Genomic DNA, 16,734 nt, shown 5'->3' on the forward strand with positions numbered 1-16,734 from the left:
TGAATCCGCCATCGTCAGGCCGCGGGCTTGAGGTGCAGGACGATGTCGAGGGCGTTGCGCAGCGTCGGCTGGGCCGGCGCGTACGGGTTGGCGTCGTCCGGCCAGCCGACCCAGTTCTTCGTGCTGTACTCGCCGCCGGAGTTGGCCGCCGACGTGGGGATCATCGGCTGCTGCTCGATCATGATCTTCTGCAGCGTCGCCATGGCGGCGGTGCGGGCGGCGTCGTCCTCGGCGTTCGCGTAGGTCTCGAGCGCCTTGGTCGCCTCGTCGTTCTTGTAGCGGCCGTAGTTGCCGTTGATGCCACCCTGGCCGGTCGGCTTGTAGCGGTTGCCGTCCATGACGTCGCGGTACATGTCGTACGGCGTCGACCCGTCGTTGGTCCAGTGCATCAGGCCCTCGAAGTCACCGGTGTCGACCGACTTCATCCAGGCGTCCTGGTTCATCTTCTCGACCGTGGCGGTGATGCCGATCTGCGCCAGGTTGTCCTTGATGATCTCCAGGTCGGTGACGTAGTCCGACCAGCCCGACGGGACGGTGAGCTTGATGGTGACCGGCTTGCCGCCCGGGTCGGTGAGCTTGTCGCCGCTGAACTGGTAACCCGCGCCCGTCAGCAGCGACTTCGCACCCGGGACGTCGACCTGGACCGTCTTGCCCTTGTACTCCGGCGCGATGAACGGATCGCCCGCCGGGGTCGGGATGCCGGTGACCTGGTCGTTCTTCGGGTAGAAGTAGCCGGCCTCGCCCTGGTTGAAGATGTCGTCGCGGTTGATCACCTTGTTGATCGCCTGGCGCAGCTTCGGGTCGTTCCAGGGCGCCTTCTCGGTGTTGAACCACAGGCCGTGGACGGCCAGCTGCGCGGGGAACCACAGCTTGTAGTGCTGCGGGTCCTTGTTGGTGTAGACGGCCTTGTAGTTCGGGATGAACACGAAGCTCCACTCGGAAGCCCCGTTGACCAGCGCGCTGACCTGCGCGTTGTTGTCGGTGTAGGAGGTGTAGCGGATCTCCTTGACCTTCGGCGCTTCCTGCCAGTAGCCGCTGTCGCGCCGCGTGACGATCATCGTCTGCGGGGTGGCCGACTTGAGCGTGTACGGGCCGGTGCCGATCGGGTTCTTCACCAGGTCGAGCGCCGGGTCCTTGACGTCCTTCCAAACGTGCTTCGGCACGACCAGGGTCTGCAGGATCTTGACCTGGTTGACGAACTGGGAGCCGTCGAAGGCCAGGGTGACCTGGTTGCCGGCCGCGGTGATGTCCTTGTACGGGACGGCGTCGACGTTCAGCGCCTTGTTGTCGCGCAGCAGCTGGAAGGTGTAGGCGACGTCCTCGGCGGTCATCGGCTGCCCGTCGGAGAACTTCACGCCGTCACGGACGGTCAGGACCAGCTTCTTGTAGTTGTCCGACCAGTCCCACTTGGTGGCCAGCCACGGCTTGCCCGGCTCCTGCGGCTTGACGCGGTTGAGCATGACGAGGGGCTCGTAGATCATCCACCGGTAGCCCATGTTCGACAGGGCGGACGTCTCCAGGAACGGGTTGTTGTTCTCCGCCTGCGGGCCGTCCGGCTTGCCGACGGTGAGCACGGCGTCCGGGTTGCTCTGGGCCGCGGTGGAGCTTCCGCCCGAGCAGGCCGTGAGGCCGGTCAGTGCGGTCATGGCTACGAGCGCTGCGACGATGGAGCGCTTGACTCGCATCGGTTCCTCCTGGTCATCGACGACTACGTGCTGTCGACTGGTTGCGAGGCCCCGACCGCCGGCGACCGAACGACGTCCCGAAGTCAACCCGGGTGACTCGGGTCACGTCAATAACACGGCGGTAACTTTTTGTATCTAAGTTTAAGTTTTGAAAGAATGGCGGTCTAGACCTATTTTCTGAATCATTCCTTGCTGCGTAAGGGATTCAGCCGATGCGTCCGCCGTTCGCGAGCAGCTGAGCAATCGGCAGGGTCGCGGCACCCAGCGCGACGGCCTCGGGCCCGAGCCGGCCCAGGACAACCTCGGTGCGCTCAGCCAGGTAGTCCAGGGCGTGCCGCTCGACGGCGTCCCGGACCGCCGGGAGGATCGCCTGCCCCATGATCGCCCCCGCCGAGCCGGAAAGCACCACCCGATCGGGGCTGAGCAGGTTGATCAGATTGGCGATGCCGATGCCCAGGTACTCGCCGGTCTCGGCGAGCACGTCGGCGGCGGGGCCGCCACCCTGGGCTTCGGCGACGATGTGCGCCAGCTCGACGTCGCTTTCGTCCCCGATGACCGGTTCCTTGCCGACGCGGTCGGCGTAGTGGCGGACGACCGCCTCGGTGCCGACGTAGGCCTCCAGGCAGCCGTGCGAGCCGCACCGGCAGGCCGCACCGGCCGCCTTGACGACGGTGTGGCCCCACTCGCTGGTCGTGATGCCGGGGTGCGACCGCCCGGCCGTGGCGACGGCGGCCCCGACACCGACCCCCAGCAGGGCGACGATGGCGCGTTCGGCGCCCCGGCCGGCCCCGCGCCAGGTCTCGGCTTGGCCCAGCGTCCGGGCGCGGTTGTCGAGGTGGAGGGGCGCCTGGATGTGGGGGTGGATCAGCTCGGCGAAGTCCACCCCTCGCCAGCCGAGGGTGGGCGCGTGCACGATCCCGCCGTCGCGGACCGCGCCCGGCACGCCGATGCCGACGCCGAACACCACGTCGGGATCGCCGCCTTCGAGCACTTCGGCGATGCCCGTGCGCACCAGGCCGGCCACTTCTTCCGGATCGAGCCGGGTGCCGACGAGCGGGTGGCGCACGGTGCCGAGGGTGCCGAGCGCGCAGTCGAAGAGGCCGACTTCGACGTGCGTCTCGCTGACGTCGACGCCCACGACGTGCCCGAAGTCCGGCCGCACGGCCAGCAGCGTCCGGGGCCGTCCGCCGTCCGATTCGACCGATCCGGCCTCCGCCACGACGCCGTCCGCGATGAGCTCGGAGACGACGTTGGTAACGGTGGCGGCGGACAGACCCGATTCAGCTACCAGTTCCAGTCTGCTGACGGGACCGCGGAGGTAGAGCGAGGAGAGCAGCGCCGCGCGGTTGTGCCGCCTGAGGTCACGGGTCGTCTGGCGCACCACCTGGGTCACCGGGAGGATTCTGCCAGATCGCGGCCCCGCCACCATGGGTTCGGGACTTAGTTCACCACTTAATACATAGCCACAACTTACGGCGATCAGGCATCCTGTCAGTGAGCCGGTAAGAAGTTAGATGGGTTGCCCATGGCGAGCAAGCGCACCACCGTCCGTGATCTGCGGCGGCACAACCGATCCCTGCTGCTGTCGAAACTGTACTTCGACGGCCCGCTGTCGAGGCACGAACTCAGCCAGCTCACCGGATTGAGTGCCGCCACGGTGAGCAACGTGACCGCCGAACTGGGCGAAGAACGCCTGATCACCGAAGCCGGCCAGGTCGAATCGGACGGCGGCCGTCCCCGGGTGCTGCTGCGGGTGGACCCGGCGTACGGGCACGTCGCCGGCGTCGACATCGGGGAAACGGGCGTCAAGGTCGAGCTGTTCGACCTGGCGATGAGCCGCCTGGCGACGGTCGAGCACCCCCTCCCGAAGGCCCCCGATCCGGCGACGGCGGTCGAGCAGGTGACGTCCGGGCTGCGGGAGGTGTTCGCGAGCGCGGGCATCGACGAATCGGGTGTGCTGGGCGTCGGCATCGGCGTCCCGGGCACGGTCGAGCAGGGCACGGAGGTGCTGGTCCACGCCCCGACGGTCGGCTGGGACGGCGTCCCGCTCGCTTCGCTGCTGCACGACGCCGGCGTCCGGTTGCCGCTGTTCATCGACAACGGCGCGAAGACGCAGGGCCAGGCGGAGATGTGGTTCGGCGCGGGCCGGGGGGCGCGCCACGCGGTGATCGCGCTGATCGGCTCGGGCGTGGGCGCGGCGGTGGTGACGGACGGAACGACGTACCGAGGCTCGACGAGCAGCGCGGGCGAGTGGGGCCACACGACGATCGCGTACGGCGGCCAGGAGTGCCGCTGCGGCGCGCGCGGGTGCCTGGAGGCGTACATCGGGGCGGGCGCGGTGCTGGCGCGGTACCGCCGGGCCCGCGGCAAGGACATCACGGGCGAGGACGAGCAGGCCCAGTTCTCGGCCCTGCTGTCGGCGGCACCGAAGTCGAAGACGGCAGCGCGCGTACTCGACGAGACGGCGGGCTACCTGGGCGCGGGCATCGCCAACTTGATCAACTTGTTCAACCCGGAGCGCATCGTGATCGGCGGCTGGGCGGGGCTGGCCCTGGGCGAGCAGCTGCTGCCGACCATCCGCGCGGCCGCGGCCGGGCACGCCCTGCGGCACCCGTTCAGCCAGACATCGATCCAGCTGGGCTCACTGGGCCTGGACGCGGTGGCCACCGGAGCGGCGACGCTCCCGGTGGCGGACCTGCTGGAGCAGGGAGCGACCTCGAGGCTGGCCAAGCCGGGAGCCCCGGACTCCGACGCGGCTTAGACCTGGTCCCAAAACTCGGCGTGTCGCCAGGTGAACCAACGGCCCGCCCCTCCCACCTGTGGGCCCGGCCGGCGGACCGCGAGGTCGGTCAGAGAGACTGGGGGCCAGTGCCCGCCCTCTCGACCTGGAGCCGTTGATGCCGCAAGGGACCGTCCGTTGGTTCGACGCCGAACGGGGTTTCGGCTTCCTCGCGCCCGAGGACGGCTCGCCGGACGTGTTCGTGCACGCCTCCGAGATCGTCGGGGACAGCGGCGCGAAAATGCTCCGCGAGGGTCAGGCCGTCGTGTTCGAGGTCGGCGAGAACGACCGCGGCCCCCAGGCGCTGCGCGTTCGCATCACGGCCGATGCGGCCACCGGCAGCGCCGTGGGCCTGCTCGGCACCATCAACTGGTACGAGCCGGGCAAGGGGTACGGCTTCGCGTCGCCGGACGGCGGCGGCGCCGACGTCTTCGTGCACAGCTCCGCCATCGTGACCGGCGGTGTGGTCACCGAGGGGCAGCGGGTGGCCTTCCTGATCGTCGAAGGCGAGCGCGGCCCGCAGGCCGGGCACGTGATCCCGCTGGGAGCCGGGGCCGGCTCACCCGCTGCGGCCGATATCGCGGACGGTGCCGACGGCACGGTGGCCTGGTACGACGAGGACAAGGGCTTCGGCTTCATCAACCCCGACTCCGGCGCCGGCGACGTCTTCGTTCACGCCCGGGCCCTGGCCGAGGGGCTGACGTGGCTCGCGGAGGGCGACCGCGTCGCCTACGAGGTGGCCAGTGGAGACAAGGGCCCGCAGGCCCGCGACGTGCACCTGGTCCGGGGCGCCGAGCCCCAGACGGCGCCGCGGCGGCCGGCCCCTGCCGCGGCCGCAGGGCCGGCGGCGCGGGACGTGCCCGTACGAGGCGGCGAGGGCGTCGTCGCGCGCTACGACGCCGACCGCGGCTTCGGCTTCATCACCCCGGACGCAGGCGGCGACGATCTCTTCGCCCACGCGTCCGTGATCATGGGGTCGGAGCCGCTGCAGAAGGGTGACCGGGTCCGGTACGCGGTGCGTCAGAGCGACCGGGGCCCGCAGGCCGACCGCGTCGAACGCCTCTGAAGAGGCGGCCCCACCGCCGGCTGATCACTTCCCGACGAGAGTGCCCCGCTGAGCGGGACCCAGCACAGGACCCGCAACCAGTCACCCACCACCCCTTAATTCGGGTTGAAAAAAATGACCCGCGCGAGTGTTGCCCGCCTTGTCTGGACCATGCATACTTTGTTGCCAGACACAACAAAGCGCCCGCCGGTGCTCGCCACGTCCGACCCGCCCAGGACCGCGAGCGCCGGCTGATCGGTCGCGCCTGCCGCCGCCCCGGCACGCGAGGCCACCTCCCCTCCCCGCGTTCCGTGCTGCGCGCGGAACGCCGTTCCCCACGGTGAAAGAGGAGACAACGATGTCCCCCTTCAAAAAGAACCGCTGGGCGGCACTGTTCGCCGCCTGCTCCCTGCTCCTGCTCGGGCAGCAAGCCCTCACGATGGCCCCGGCCGAAGCGGCCGCCACCTTCACCGACGACTTCAACGGCCCCGCGGGCGCCGGCGTCGACGGGTCGAAGTGGCAGCTCGAGACCGGCGACAACGTCAACAACCACGAGCGGCAGTACTACACCTCCGGCACCAACAACGCCCAGCTCGACGGCCAGGGCCACCTCGTCATCACCGCCAAGAAGGAAAACCCCGGCAACTACAACTGCTGGTACGGCCGCTGCGAGTACACCTCCGCCCGGCTCAACACCGCCGGCAAGTTCAGCCAGGCCTACGGCCACTTCGAAACGCGCATGAAACTCCCGCGGGGCCAGGGCATGTGGCCGGCCTTCTGGATGCTCGGCGGCGGGAACTGGCCCACCGACGGCGAAATCGACATCATGGAGAACGTCGGGTTCGAACCGAACACCGTGCACGGCACCATCCACGGCCCCGGCTACTCCGGCTCCGGCGGCATCGGCGCGGCCTACAACGGCCCGAACTTCTCCGACGACTTCCACACCTACGCCATCGACTGGGCCCCCAACCAGATCAAGTGGTACGTCGACGGCAACCTCTACCAGACGCGCACGCCGTCGGACCTCAACGGCAACCGCTGGGTCTACGACCACAACTTCTTCATCATCCTCAACCTCGCCGTCGGCGGGTACTGGCCCGGCGACCCCAACAGCAGCACGCAGTTCCCGCAGCAGCTGATCGTCGACTACGTCCACGTCACCAACACCTCGAGCAGCGGCGGCGGCCGGACCGGCACGATCACCGGCATCGGCGGCAAGTGCGTCGACGTCGCCGGCGCGAACACCGCCAACGGCACGCCGATCCAGATCACCGACTGCAACGGCAACGCCGCGCAGAACTGGACGATCGGCACCGACGGCACGATCCGCGCCCTCGGCAAGTGCATGGACGTCAGCGGCGCGGGCACCGCGGACGGAACAGCGGTGCAGCTCTACGACTGCAACGGCACCGCCGCGCAGAAGTGGGCCATCTCCGGCGCGAAGGACATCGTGAACCCCAACGCGAACAAGTGCCTCGACGCCACCGGCAACTCCAGCGCGAACGGCACCCGCCTGCAGATCTGGACCTGCACCGGCGCCGCGAACCAGAAGTGGACCACTCCCTGACCCCACCCCCTCGTGAGTGCGTAACAGTGTTCTAACACTGTTACGCACTCACGACCCCATAAGGAGAACCGAAGTGCGGCGAATTCTCGTCGCGCTAATGGGGTGTGCCCTGTTAGCGCTTTCCTTCCTGACGACCGGCTCCGCCCAGGCGGCCGTCGAAGCCGGTCCGTCCGCGAGCCAGCTGCTCGCCAAAACCCAGTCCTGCCAACAGATCTCTAACGGGAAGTATTCCTTCGACGAAGGCGGCGCGGCCACCGTGCCCGTCTGCCAGGCGAACGGCGCGGTGTTCTTCACGGCCGACATGGACATCGACTGCGACGGCGTCCGCACCACGCAGTGCAACGAGAACACCGACTGCTGCTTCTACCCCGACACCGCGTTCCACACCTCGACCGACCAGCCCCTCAACGCGGCCCAGCTCCCGTACATCGTCCTCCCCCAGCCGACGTCCACTTGGGACTACCGCAACTACGGCATCGACGGCGGTTCCGTGGTGGCGGTGATCTACAACAACCAGGTCACCTACGCCGTGGTCGGCGACACCGGGCCGACGAGCATCATCGGCGAGGCGTCCTACGCCACCGCCGTCAGCCTCGGCATCAACCCCGACCCGAAGAACGGCGGCACCGAAGGCCCGGTGACGTACATCGTGTTCCCGAACACGCACGTCAACCCGATCGAGAACCACGCCAACGCGGTCAGCCTCGGCGAGCAGGTCGCCACCCAGTTCGCCGGCGGCACCACGACGCCGCCCACGCAGAACGCCGGCGCGATCACCGGGATCGGCGGCAAGTGCGTCGACGTCGCCGGCGCGAACAACGCCAACGGCACCGCCGTCCAGCTCTACGACTGCAACGGCACCACCGCTCAACAGTGGACAGTGGGCAGCGACGGAACCGTGAAAGCCCTCGGCAAGTGCCTGGACGTCACGAGCGCGGGCACCGCGAACGGAACACCGACCCAGCTGTGGGACTGCAACGGATCCAACGCCCAGAAGTGGACGGCGAACGGATCGCAGAACCTCGTGAACACCGGCTCCGGCAAGTGCCTCGACGCCACCGGCAACTCCAGCGCCAACGGTACCCGGCTCCAGATCTGGACCTGCGGTTCCGGCGCCAACCAGAAGTGGACGCTCCCATGAGAAAACGCTCTCTCCTGGCGATGCTCGGGGTGACCGCCGTCGCCGCGGCCACCCTCGCCGCGCCCGCGCAGGCCGCGGGCGAAACCGTGAACATCTGGCTCACCACGACCAGCGACGCCGGCGGCCGCCAGGTCACCCGCGGCCTCCAGCAGCAGACGCCGGTGACGTTCGCCGCCGGCACCGGCAGCGGCGGCGTGACCATCAACGTCAACGAAAACACGACCTACCAGCAGTTCGAAGGCGGTGGAGCGTCCTTCACGGACACCGCGGCCTGGCTGATGAACTCCAGCGGGGCGCTGTCCCAGTCCACCCGAGACGACACCATGCGCAAGCTGTTCGACCCGAACAGCGGCATCGGGCTGAGCTTCATCCGCAACCCGCTCGGCGCGTCCGACCTGGCCCGCTACAGCTACACCTTCGACGACATGCCGGCCGGCCAGACCGACCCCAACCTGACGCACTTCTCGATCGCCCACGACCAGGCCGACGTGCTGCCGCTGACCAAGCAGGCCAAGCAGCTCAACCCGCAGGCCAAGGTGATGGCGTCGCCGTGGAGCGCGCCGCCGTGGATGAAGGACAACGACAGTTACCTGCTCGGCTGGGTCGAATCGCAGTACTACCCGGTCTACGCGCAGTACTTCGTCAAGTACCTCCAGGCCTACCGGGACGCGGGTGTCCCGATCGACTACGTCTCGATGCAGAACGAGCCGACGTGTTGCGCGAGCTACCCGTCGACCAACTGGAACGGCGCCGGGCTGGCGTACTTCGCGAAGAACAACCTGCTGCCCGCACTCCAGAACGCCGGTCTGTCCACGAAGGTCCTCGCGCTGGACTGGAACTGGGACACCTACGCGTCGTACGGCGCGCCCACCTTGGACGACGCGGCCATCCGCAACCACCCGAACTTCGGTGGTGTCGCCTGGCACGGCTACGGCGGGGACATCGCCCAGCAGACGACGACGCACAACCAGTACCCGAACGTCAACGCCTACTCGACCGAGCACTCCGGCGGCACCTGGATCTCGAACCAGCAGGCCGAAGACATGAACAACATCGTCGACTACACCCGGAACTGGTCGAAGAGTTTCGTCAAGTGGAGCCTCGGCGTCGACCAGAACATGGGCCCGCACAACGGCGGCTGCGGTACCTGCACCGGCCTGATCACCGTCCACAACGGAGACTCGCGCAGCGGGCAGGTCGACTACACCGTCGAGTACTACACGATGGGTCACCTGACGAAGTTCGTGAAGCCGGGCGCGTACCGGATCGACTCGAACGACAGCTCGGCCGTCCGCAACGTCGCCTGGAAGAACCCGGACGGCTCCAAGGCGCTGATCGCCTACAACTCCGGCACCGGCGCCCAGAACGTCCGGGTGAACTGGGGCAGCTCCTCGTTCACCTACAGCCTGCCCGGCCGCACGTCGGCGACGTTCACCTGGAACGGCACCCAGGGCACCGGCGGTGGCACCGGCAAGACCGGACCGATCACCGGCCTGGGCGGCAAGTGCATCGACGTCGCGGGCGCGAACAGCGCCAACGGCACCGCGGTCCAGCTCTACGACTGCAACGGCTCGGGCGCCCAGCAGTGGACCGTCGGCACGGACGGCACCATCCGCGCGCTCGGCAAGTGCCTCGACGTCACCGGGCAGTCCACGGCGGACGGTGCGCAGCTGCAGCTCTGGGACTGCGGCGGCACGGCGAACCAGAAGTGGGCGGCCACCGCGGCCAAGGACATCGTCGGCGCGGGCTCGAACAAGTGCGTCGACGCGACCGGCAACTCCAGCGCCAACGGCACCCGGCTGCAGATCTGGACCTGCACCGGCGCCGCCAACCAGAAGTGGAACGTACCTGCATGAAGAAACTCGCAGCATTCGGTGCGCTCGTAGCGGCCGCCTCGGCGCTGGTGCTCGCGCCGGGCGTCGCGCAGGCGGCGACCGGCCCGATCACCGGCCTCGCCGGCAAGTGCGTCGACGTCAACGCGGCGAGCACCGCGAACGGCACGGCGATCCAGCTCTACGACTGCAACGGCACGAACGCTCAACAGTGGACGGTCGGCAGCGACGGTTCCCTGCAGGCGCTGGGCAAGTGCCTCGACGTCACGAGCGCGGGCACGGCGAACGGCACGACGGTCCAGCTCTGGGACTGCAACGGCTCGGGCGCCCAGAAGTGGACGGCCAACGCGGCGAAGAACCTGGTCAACACCGGCTCCGGCAAATGCCTCGACGCCACCGGCAACTCCAGCGCCAACGGCACCCGGCTGCAGATCTGGACCTGCGCGAGCACGGCCAACCAGCAGTGGACGCTGCCCAGCGGCGGCGGCACCACCCCGCCGCCCGGGCCGGGCGCGATGGCCGTCGCCCCCTACCTCTACAACGGCTGGGGCGACCCGCCGAACCCGGCGACGATCATGAACGCCACCGGCGTCAAGTGGTTCACGCTGGCGTTCATCCTGTCCAACGGCTACTGCAACCCGCAGTGGGACGGCGGCCGGGCGCTCACCGGCGGCGTCGACCAGAGCACGATCACCACGATCCGGGCGAACGGCGGCGACGTCATCCCGTCGTTCGGCGGCTACTCCGGCAACAAGCTGGAGTCGTCGTGCGGCAGCGCCGGTGAGCTGGCGGCGGGCTACCAGAAGGTGATCAACGCCTACGGCCTCAAGGCGATCGACATCGACATCGAGGCCGACGCCTACAGCAACCCGACGGTGCAGCAGCGCACGGTCGACGCGCTGAAGACGGTCCGGGCGAACAATCCGGGCATCAAGATCTACGTCACCTTCGGCACCGGCCAGTCCGGACCGGACAACAGCCTGGTCAACCGCGCGGCGCAATCCGGGCTCACGGTCGACGGCTGGGTGATCATGCCGTTCGACTTCGGCGGCGCGGGCCAGAACATGGGCACGCTGACGCAGCGGGCGGCCGAGGGTCTGAAGAACGTGGTCAAGAGCGCGTACGGCTACGACGACGACACCGCCTACCGGCACATGGGCATCTCGTCGATGAACGGCATCACCGACAACAGCGAGACGGTCACGCTCAACGACTTCACGACCATCCTGGGCTACGCGAACACCCACCACCTCGCCCGGCTGACATTCTGGTCGGCGAACCGCGACCGCCCGTGCCCCGGCGGGTACCCGAACAACGACACCTGTTCCGGGGTTTCCCAGCAGGCGTGGGACTTCACGAGGATCTTCGCCCGCTACGCCGGCTGAGCGAAGGGCTGCCGGGCCGCGGCCCTGGGGAAGCGGCGACCCGGCAGCGTGGGGTCCCGCCTGCCGCTGGGGGTCTCCGGCGGCGGAACCGCCCCCGAGGTTATCGACCGGCGGTCGCGTCCGGCTCGTGCTCGGGCCGTCCGGACGCGAACCCTGCCCAAACGGCCCCCATGTGACATGGGGGCCGTTTCGGTCACTCCGCCGCGATGGCCGCGCGGGCCGCTTCGGCCCGGTCGGCGTACGCGGCGACCAGCTGCTCTTCGGCGTCGTCGAGGTACTTCAGCAGCAACTGCTCCGCGCCCGGCCCGTCGCCGGCCTCGATGCGGTCGAGGATTTCGTGGTTGCGCGGCAGGTAGCGCTCGTGGAAGCGCCGCGGCTCGGCCATGATGTGGAACACCAGCCGCAGCTCGGCGGTCAGCCTGCCGACCAGCTCGTTCACCCGCTCGCTGCCCGACAGCGCGGCCAGCTCCTGGTGGAACCAGACGTTCGCGGTGCCGAGGTCCTTCCAGTTGCCGGTGCGCGCGGCCTCGTCCCCGATCTCGACCTTCTCCTTGATCCGCGAGAAGGACGCCGGCTTGGCCTTCAGCCCGCGCACCGCGGCGCACTCGATGATCTTGCGCACCCGGTAGATGTCGACGACGTCCTCGACGCTCGGGATGCGGACGAAGACCCCGCGGTTGAGCTCGTGGGTCAGCAGCCGTTCGTGCGTGAGCAGCCGGAACGCTTCGCGGAGCGTGTTGCGGGAGACGCCGAGCGCGTTGCCGATGTCCTGCTCCGACAGCCGCCCGCCGGGCAGGAAGAAGCCCTCCGCGATGCGCTTGCGGAGGACGCCGGCGACCCGTTCGGCCGTGCTCTTGCGCGTGACCAGGCCGCGGTCGGCCTCCAGGCCCGGGACGACGCTGTCTTCGATGACCACGAGACCAAGGCTACCCGCCACTCGGGGGACGATCCAATGAGCATCTTGTGGAATTGTTCAACAATCCCTACCGTGTGAGGCACGCCACGATGAGAGACACTGGCCAGGAGGTGCCCATGACTGCCACAGCTACCGAGGCCCGGCCGTTCGACTGGTTCCGCACGCTCGGAAAACGCGGACGCCGCGCCTTCCTCGGCGCGTTCGGCGGGTACGGCCTGGACTCGTTCGACTACCAGACCCTGCCGCTCGGCCTGGCCGCGATCACCGCGTTCTTCGGCATCTCGAGCGGCGAGGCGGGGCTGCTCAGCACGACGACACTGGTCGTGTCGGCCATCGGCGGCGTCGGTGCCGGCATCCTCGCCGACCGCATCGGCCGCGTCCGGACGCTGCAGATCACCATCGCGATGTACACGATCTTCACCGTGCTCTGCGGCTTCGCGCCGAACTTCGAGACACTGCTGGTCTTCCGCGCGCTGCAGGGCCTGGGCTTCGGCGGCGAGTGGGCGGCGGGCGCGGCCCTGGTCGCGGAGTATTCGCAGGCCAAGTACCGCGGCCGGACCGTGGCGTTCGTGCAGAGCGCGTGGGCCGTCGGCTGGGGCCTCTCGGTCATCGTCTACACGATCGTCTTCAGCTTCGCGAGCGACGACGTGGCCTGGCGGATCATGTTCTGGACCGGCGTCATCCCGGCGCTGCTCGTGCTGTGGGTCCGCCGCAGCGTGCAGGACGCCCCGCGCGCGGAGGAGCGCCGCGTCGCCGAACGCACCCGCGGCTCGCTCGGCAAGATCTTCCGGGCCGACCTGCTGCGGACGACGTTCTTCGCCTCGCTGCTGGCCACCGGCGTCCAGGGCGGGTACTACGCGATCAACACCTGGCTGCCGTCCTACCTGAAGAAGACGCGCGACCTGACCGTGATCGGCACCGGCGGCTACCTCGTCTTCCTGATCACCGGCGCGTTCATCGGGTACGTCTGCGGCGGCTACCTGACCGACCTGCTGGGACGCAAGAAGACCTTCATGACGTTCGCGGTCCTGTCCGCCGTGCTGATCGTCGCGTACACGCAGATCCCCAAGGGCGCCAACGGGTTGATCCTGGTGCTGGGCTTCCCGCTCGGCTTCTCGATGTCCGCGATCTTCAGCGGGTTCGGCGCGTTCCTCGCCGAGCTGTACCCGACGGCGCTGCGCGGCACCGGGCAGGGCTTCACGTACAACTTCGGCCGCGCGGTCGGCGCGATCTTCCCGAGCATCGTCGGCTACCTCGGCGCGGGCGGCGCGATCGTCATCGGCGCGGTCGGCTACGGCATCGCCGTGCTCGCACTGCTCGGCCTCCCGGAGACCCGCGGTATCGAACTCGTCGATTGAGGGGGAACTCATGACGACCTTTGACGAACCGGCCACGTACACCCCGGCGCAGGCGCGGGCGGCGTTCCGCACCGGCACCGCCCACCCCACGACCGGCTGGGCCACCGGCTTCACCCAGACCAACCTGATCGCCGTGCCCGAGGACTGGGCCTACGACGTCCTGCTGTTCTGCACCCGCAACCCGCAGGCCTGCCCGGTGCTCGACGTCACCGACCCCGGCGACCCGGCCACCCGGCTCGCCGAGGGCGCGGACCTGCGCACCGACCTGCCGCGCTACCGGATCTGGCAGAACGGCGTCCTGGCCGGCGAGGTCTCGGACGCGACCGGCCTGTGGCGCAGCGACATGGTCGCCTTCTCCCTCGGCTGCAGCTTCACGTTCGAGACGGCACTGGCCGCCGAGGGCATCCCGCTGCGGCACGTCGACCAGGGCCGCAACGTCGCGATGTACGTGACGAACCGGTCGTGCGAACCGGCCGGGCGGCTGTTCGGCCCGATGGTGGTGTCGATGCGGCAGATCCCGGAAGACCAGGTCGACGCGGCCATCCGGATCACCCGCGCGATGCCCGCCGTGCACGGCGGCCCGGTGCACATCGGCGATCCGGGCGCGCTGGGCATCGAAGACCTGGCCCGGCCGGACTTCGGCGATCCGGTGGACGCCGAACCCGGTGACGTCCCGGTGTTCTGGGCCTGCGGGGTCACGCCGCAGGCGGCGCTGATGGCGTCCCGGCCCCCCTTTGCGATCACCCACGCACCGGGGTACATGTTCATCACCGATCGGTACGACAGCGAATACCGGGTGGGCTGAAATGGACCTGAACAGCGATCTCGGCGAGGGCTTCGGCGCCTGGAAGATGGGCGACGACGAAGCCATGCTCGACATCGTGACCAGCGCGAACGTCGCGTGCGGCTTCCACGCCGGCGACCCGTCGGTGATGCGGCGGGTGTGCGAGCTGGCGGCCGAGCGCGACGTCGCGATCGGGGCGCACGTCGGCTACCGCGACCTGGCGGGCTTCGGCAGGCGCGCGCTCGCCATCGCGCCGGACGACCTGGCGGACGAAGTGCTCTACCAGATCGGCGCGCTCGACGCGTTCGCCCGCGCGGCCGGCAGCCGCGTGACGTACGTGAAGCCGCACGGCGCGTTGTACAACACAGCGGCGGTGGACGCCGAGCAGGCGGCGGCCATCGTCGAGGGCCTGCGCCGCTACGACCCCGCGCTGGCGCTGCTCTGCCTGCCCGACTCGGAAATGCAGCGGGAGGCGGAGAAAGCCGGGGTCGTCGCGTACGCGGAGGCGTTCGCGGACCGGGCCTACACCGCGGACGGCAAGCTCGTGCCGCGGAAGCAGCCGGGCGCGATCATCCACGACGCCGACGTCGTCGCCGAGCGCGCGGTGGGCATGGCGACCGGCGGCGTCGTGGCGGAGAACGGCACCAAGCTCGAAGTGCGCCCGGACTCCCTGTGCGTGCACGGGGACACGCCGGGCGCGGTCGAGCTGGCCCGGCGGATCGAGGCGGCGCTGACCGGGGCGGGCATCCAGCTCGGCGCGTTCACCGGATGACCGTCCGGCTGCTGCCGTGCGGGCGGCGCGCGGTCCTGGTGGAAACCGGTGACGTGCTGGGGTACCAGACGGCGGTGTCCCGCCTCGGCTTGGCCGGCGTCGAGGAGCTGGTCCCGGCGGCGCGGACGCTGCTGGTCCGCTTCGACCCTTCGGTGACGAACGCGGAACGGCTGGGCGCCCTGCTGCGTCAGGTGTCCCCTGTGGACAGCGTGGCGGCCGAGGCGGGCGAGGTGGTGATCCCGGTGGTGTACGACGGTGAAGACCTGGCCGACGCCGCCGCGGAGGCGGGGCTGAGCGTGGCTTCGCTGATTTCGCGGCACACCGCGGGGACGTACGTCTCGGCGTTCTGCGGCTTCGCGCCGGGTTTCGCCTACCTGACCGGCTCGGACCCCGCCCTGCACGTGTCCCGGCGGTCGTCGCCGCGCACCCGCATCCCGGCGGGTTCGGTGGCAATCGCCGGCGAGTACAGCGCGGTCTACCCGAGCGCGTCGCCGGGTGGCTGGCGGTTGCTGGGCCGGACGGACGTGCCGGTGTGGGACGTCGAGCGCGACCCGCCGAACCTGCTGCCGCCGGGCACCCGGGTCCGGTTCACGGCGGTGCGGTCGTGAAGCTCGAAGTCGTCCGGCCCGGGTTCGCGACGACGGTGCAGGACCTCGGCCGCCCGGGGCACGCGGCCCTCGGCGTCGGGCGTTCCGGCGCGGCCGACCGCGGGTCGTTCCGGCTGGCCAACCGGCTCGTCGGGAACCCGGCCGGGGCCGCGGCCCTGGAGGTCACGCTCGGCGGGCTGGTGCTGCGCGCGTCGGCCGTGACGACGGTGGCGGTCACCGGCGCTCGTTGCCCGCTCTCGAAGGGCGGGCTCAACGGGCCGATCACGTTGTGGCCGGGCGAAGAACTGGCGTTGGGCACCGCGGAGTCGGGCCTGCGGTGCTACGTCGCGGTGCGCGGCGGGATCGACGTGCCGCCGGTGCTGGGTTCCCGCGCGACGGACACGCTCGGGAAGCTCGGTCCGCCCCCGGTGACGGCCGGGATGCTGCTGCCGATCGGCCCGGCGCCGGCCGTGTTCCCGGTGGTGGACCTGGCCCCCCGGGCGGCCCTTCCGGCGGAACCGGTGTTGCGCGTGACGCCGGGCCCGCGTCGCGACTGGTTCACCGCCCCGGACGAGCTGCTGTCCACTGTGTACACGGTGTCGCCGGACTCGGACCGCGTCGGCATCCGGCTGACCGGGCCGGCGCTGGCTCGCGCGCGCCACGACGAGCTGCCGTCGGAGGCGTGCGTGCCGGGGTCGCTGCAGGTGCCGCCGTCGGGCCGGCCGATCCTGTTCCACGCCGACCACCCGACGACGGGCGGGTACCCGGTGATCGCCGTCGTCGAGGAGGACGACCTCGACCTCGCGGCCCAGCTGCGCCCCGGCCAGACCGTCCGCTTCCGTCCCGCCTCGTGAGTGGTAAGGAGGGTTCTAACCCTCCT

General features: G+C 69.8%; 14 protein-coding genes. 11 read left to right on the top strand and 3 right to left on the bottom strand.

Annotated features, from left to right (window positions below):
• Positions 1 to 14: 14 nt before the first annotated feature.
• Together ACFPLC_RS09115 and ACFPLC_RS09120 are read right to left on the bottom strand one after the other, a co-directional pair.
• Complete coding sequence (locus ACFPLC_RS09115) at positions 15 to 1,685, bottom strand: ABC transporter substrate-binding protein (protein WP_378199662.1); 1,671 nt, start codon at positions 1,683 to 1,685, stop codon at positions 15 to 17.
• Positions 1,686 to 1,890: 205 nt separating this feature from the next.
• Positions 1,891 to 3,078 carry an ROK family transcriptional regulator gene (locus ACFPLC_RS09120; protein ID WP_378199659.1) on the bottom strand — a complete coding sequence of 396 codons (1,188 nt, stop codon included), beginning with the start codon at positions 3,076 to 3,078 and terminating at the stop codon, positions 1,891 to 1,893.
• A gap of 132 nt (positions 3,079 to 3,210) precedes the next feature.
• Here ACFPLC_RS09120 and ACFPLC_RS09125 point away from each other — a divergent pair, with 132 nt between their 5' ends.
• From ACFPLC_RS09125 to ACFPLC_RS09155, 6 genes are all read left to right on the top strand, one after another.
• The gene (locus ACFPLC_RS09125) at positions 3,211 to 4,446 is read left to right on the top strand and encodes an ROK family transcriptional regulator (protein WP_378199656.1); all 1,236 of its coding nucleotides are present in this window, start codon (positions 3,211 to 3,213) and stop codon (positions 4,444 to 4,446) included.
• 136 nt (positions 4,447 to 4,582) lie between these two features.
• Positions 4,583 to 5,530 carry a cold-shock protein gene (locus ACFPLC_RS09135; RefSeq protein ID WP_446681647.1) on the top strand — a complete coding sequence of 316 codons (948 nt, stop codon included), beginning with the start codon at positions 4,583 to 4,585 and terminating at the stop codon, positions 5,528 to 5,530.
• A gap of 337 nt (positions 5,531 to 5,867) precedes the next feature.
• Positions 5,868 to 7,079: a family 16 glycosylhydrolase gene (locus ACFPLC_RS09140; RefSeq protein ID WP_378199653.1), complete on the top strand. Its 1,212-nt coding sequence runs from the start codon at positions 5,868 to 5,870 to the stop codon at positions 7,077 to 7,079.
• 73 nt (positions 7,080 to 7,152) lie between these two features.
• A complete protein-coding gene (locus ACFPLC_RS09145; RefSeq protein WP_378199650.1) occupies positions 7,153 to 8,220 on the top strand; it encodes a ricin-type beta-trefoil lectin domain protein in 1,068 nt (355 codons plus the stop codon).
• Positions 8,217 to 10,076 (top strand): ricin-type beta-trefoil lectin domain protein, encoded by a 1,860-nt coding sequence (locus tag ACFPLC_RS09150; RefSeq protein WP_378199647.1) that lies wholly within the window; start codon positions 8,217 to 8,219, stop codon positions 10,074 to 10,076. Before ACFPLC_RS09145 ends, ACFPLC_RS09150 begins: the two co-directional genes overlap by 4 nt.
• A complete protein-coding gene (locus tag ACFPLC_RS09155) occupies positions 10,073 to 11,437 on the top strand; it encodes a ricin-type beta-trefoil lectin domain protein (protein ID WP_378199644.1) in 1,365 nt (454 codons plus the stop codon). The genes ACFPLC_RS09150 and ACFPLC_RS09155 overlap by 4 nt, the downstream gene beginning before the upstream one ends.
• Before the next feature lie 193 nt (positions 11,438 to 11,630).
• Here the strand turns inward: ACFPLC_RS09155 and ACFPLC_RS09160 are convergent, their stop codons facing one another.
• Complete coding sequence (locus ACFPLC_RS09160; protein WP_378199641.1) at positions 11,631 to 12,353, bottom strand: GntR family transcriptional regulator; 723 nt, start codon at positions 12,351 to 12,353, stop codon at positions 11,631 to 11,633.
• Between the two features lie 116 nt (positions 12,354 to 12,469).
• On the opposite strand from ACFPLC_RS09160, the gene ACFPLC_RS09165 reads away from it, so the two are divergent.
• The 5 genes from ACFPLC_RS09165 to ACFPLC_RS09185 are packed head-to-tail and all read left to right on the top strand — an operon-like array spanning position 12,470 to position 16,708.
• Positions 12,470 to 13,711 carry an MFS transporter gene (locus tag ACFPLC_RS09165; protein WP_378199638.1) on the top strand — a complete coding sequence of 414 codons (1,242 nt, stop codon included), beginning with the start codon at positions 12,470 to 12,472 and terminating at the stop codon, positions 13,709 to 13,711.
• Positions 13,712 to 13,721: 10 nt separating this feature from the next.
• Positions 13,722 to 14,516 (top strand): putative hydro-lyase, encoded by a 795-nt coding sequence (locus tag ACFPLC_RS09170; RefSeq protein ID WP_378199635.1) that lies wholly within the window; start codon positions 13,722 to 13,724, stop codon positions 14,514 to 14,516.
• 1 nt (position 14,517) lies between these two features.
• Positions 14,518 to 15,267: a LamB/YcsF family protein gene (locus tag ACFPLC_RS09175; protein WP_378199633.1), complete on the top strand. Its 750-nt coding sequence runs from the start codon at positions 14,518 to 14,520 to the stop codon at positions 15,265 to 15,267.
• Positions 15,264 to 15,875, top strand: coding sequence for a 5-oxoprolinase subunit B family protein (locus ACFPLC_RS09180; protein ID WP_378199630.1), 612 nt, complete (start codon positions 15,264 to 15,266; stop codon positions 15,873 to 15,875). Before ACFPLC_RS09175 ends, ACFPLC_RS09180 begins: the two co-directional genes overlap by 4 nt.
• On the top strand, positions 15,872 to 16,708 hold the full coding sequence (locus ACFPLC_RS09185; RefSeq protein WP_378199627.1) for a 5-oxoprolinase subunit C family protein: 837 nt from the start codon (positions 15,872 to 15,874) through the stop codon (positions 16,706 to 16,708). The genes ACFPLC_RS09180 and ACFPLC_RS09185 overlap by 4 nt, the downstream gene beginning before the upstream one ends.
• Positions 16,709 to 16,734: the final 26 nt, after the last annotated feature.

It is taken from the genome of Amycolatopsis plumensis (assembly GCF_042652605.1).
Classification (GTDB): domain Bacteria; phylum Actinomycetota; class Actinomycetes; order Mycobacteriales; family Pseudonocardiaceae; genus Amycolatopsis; species Amycolatopsis plumensis.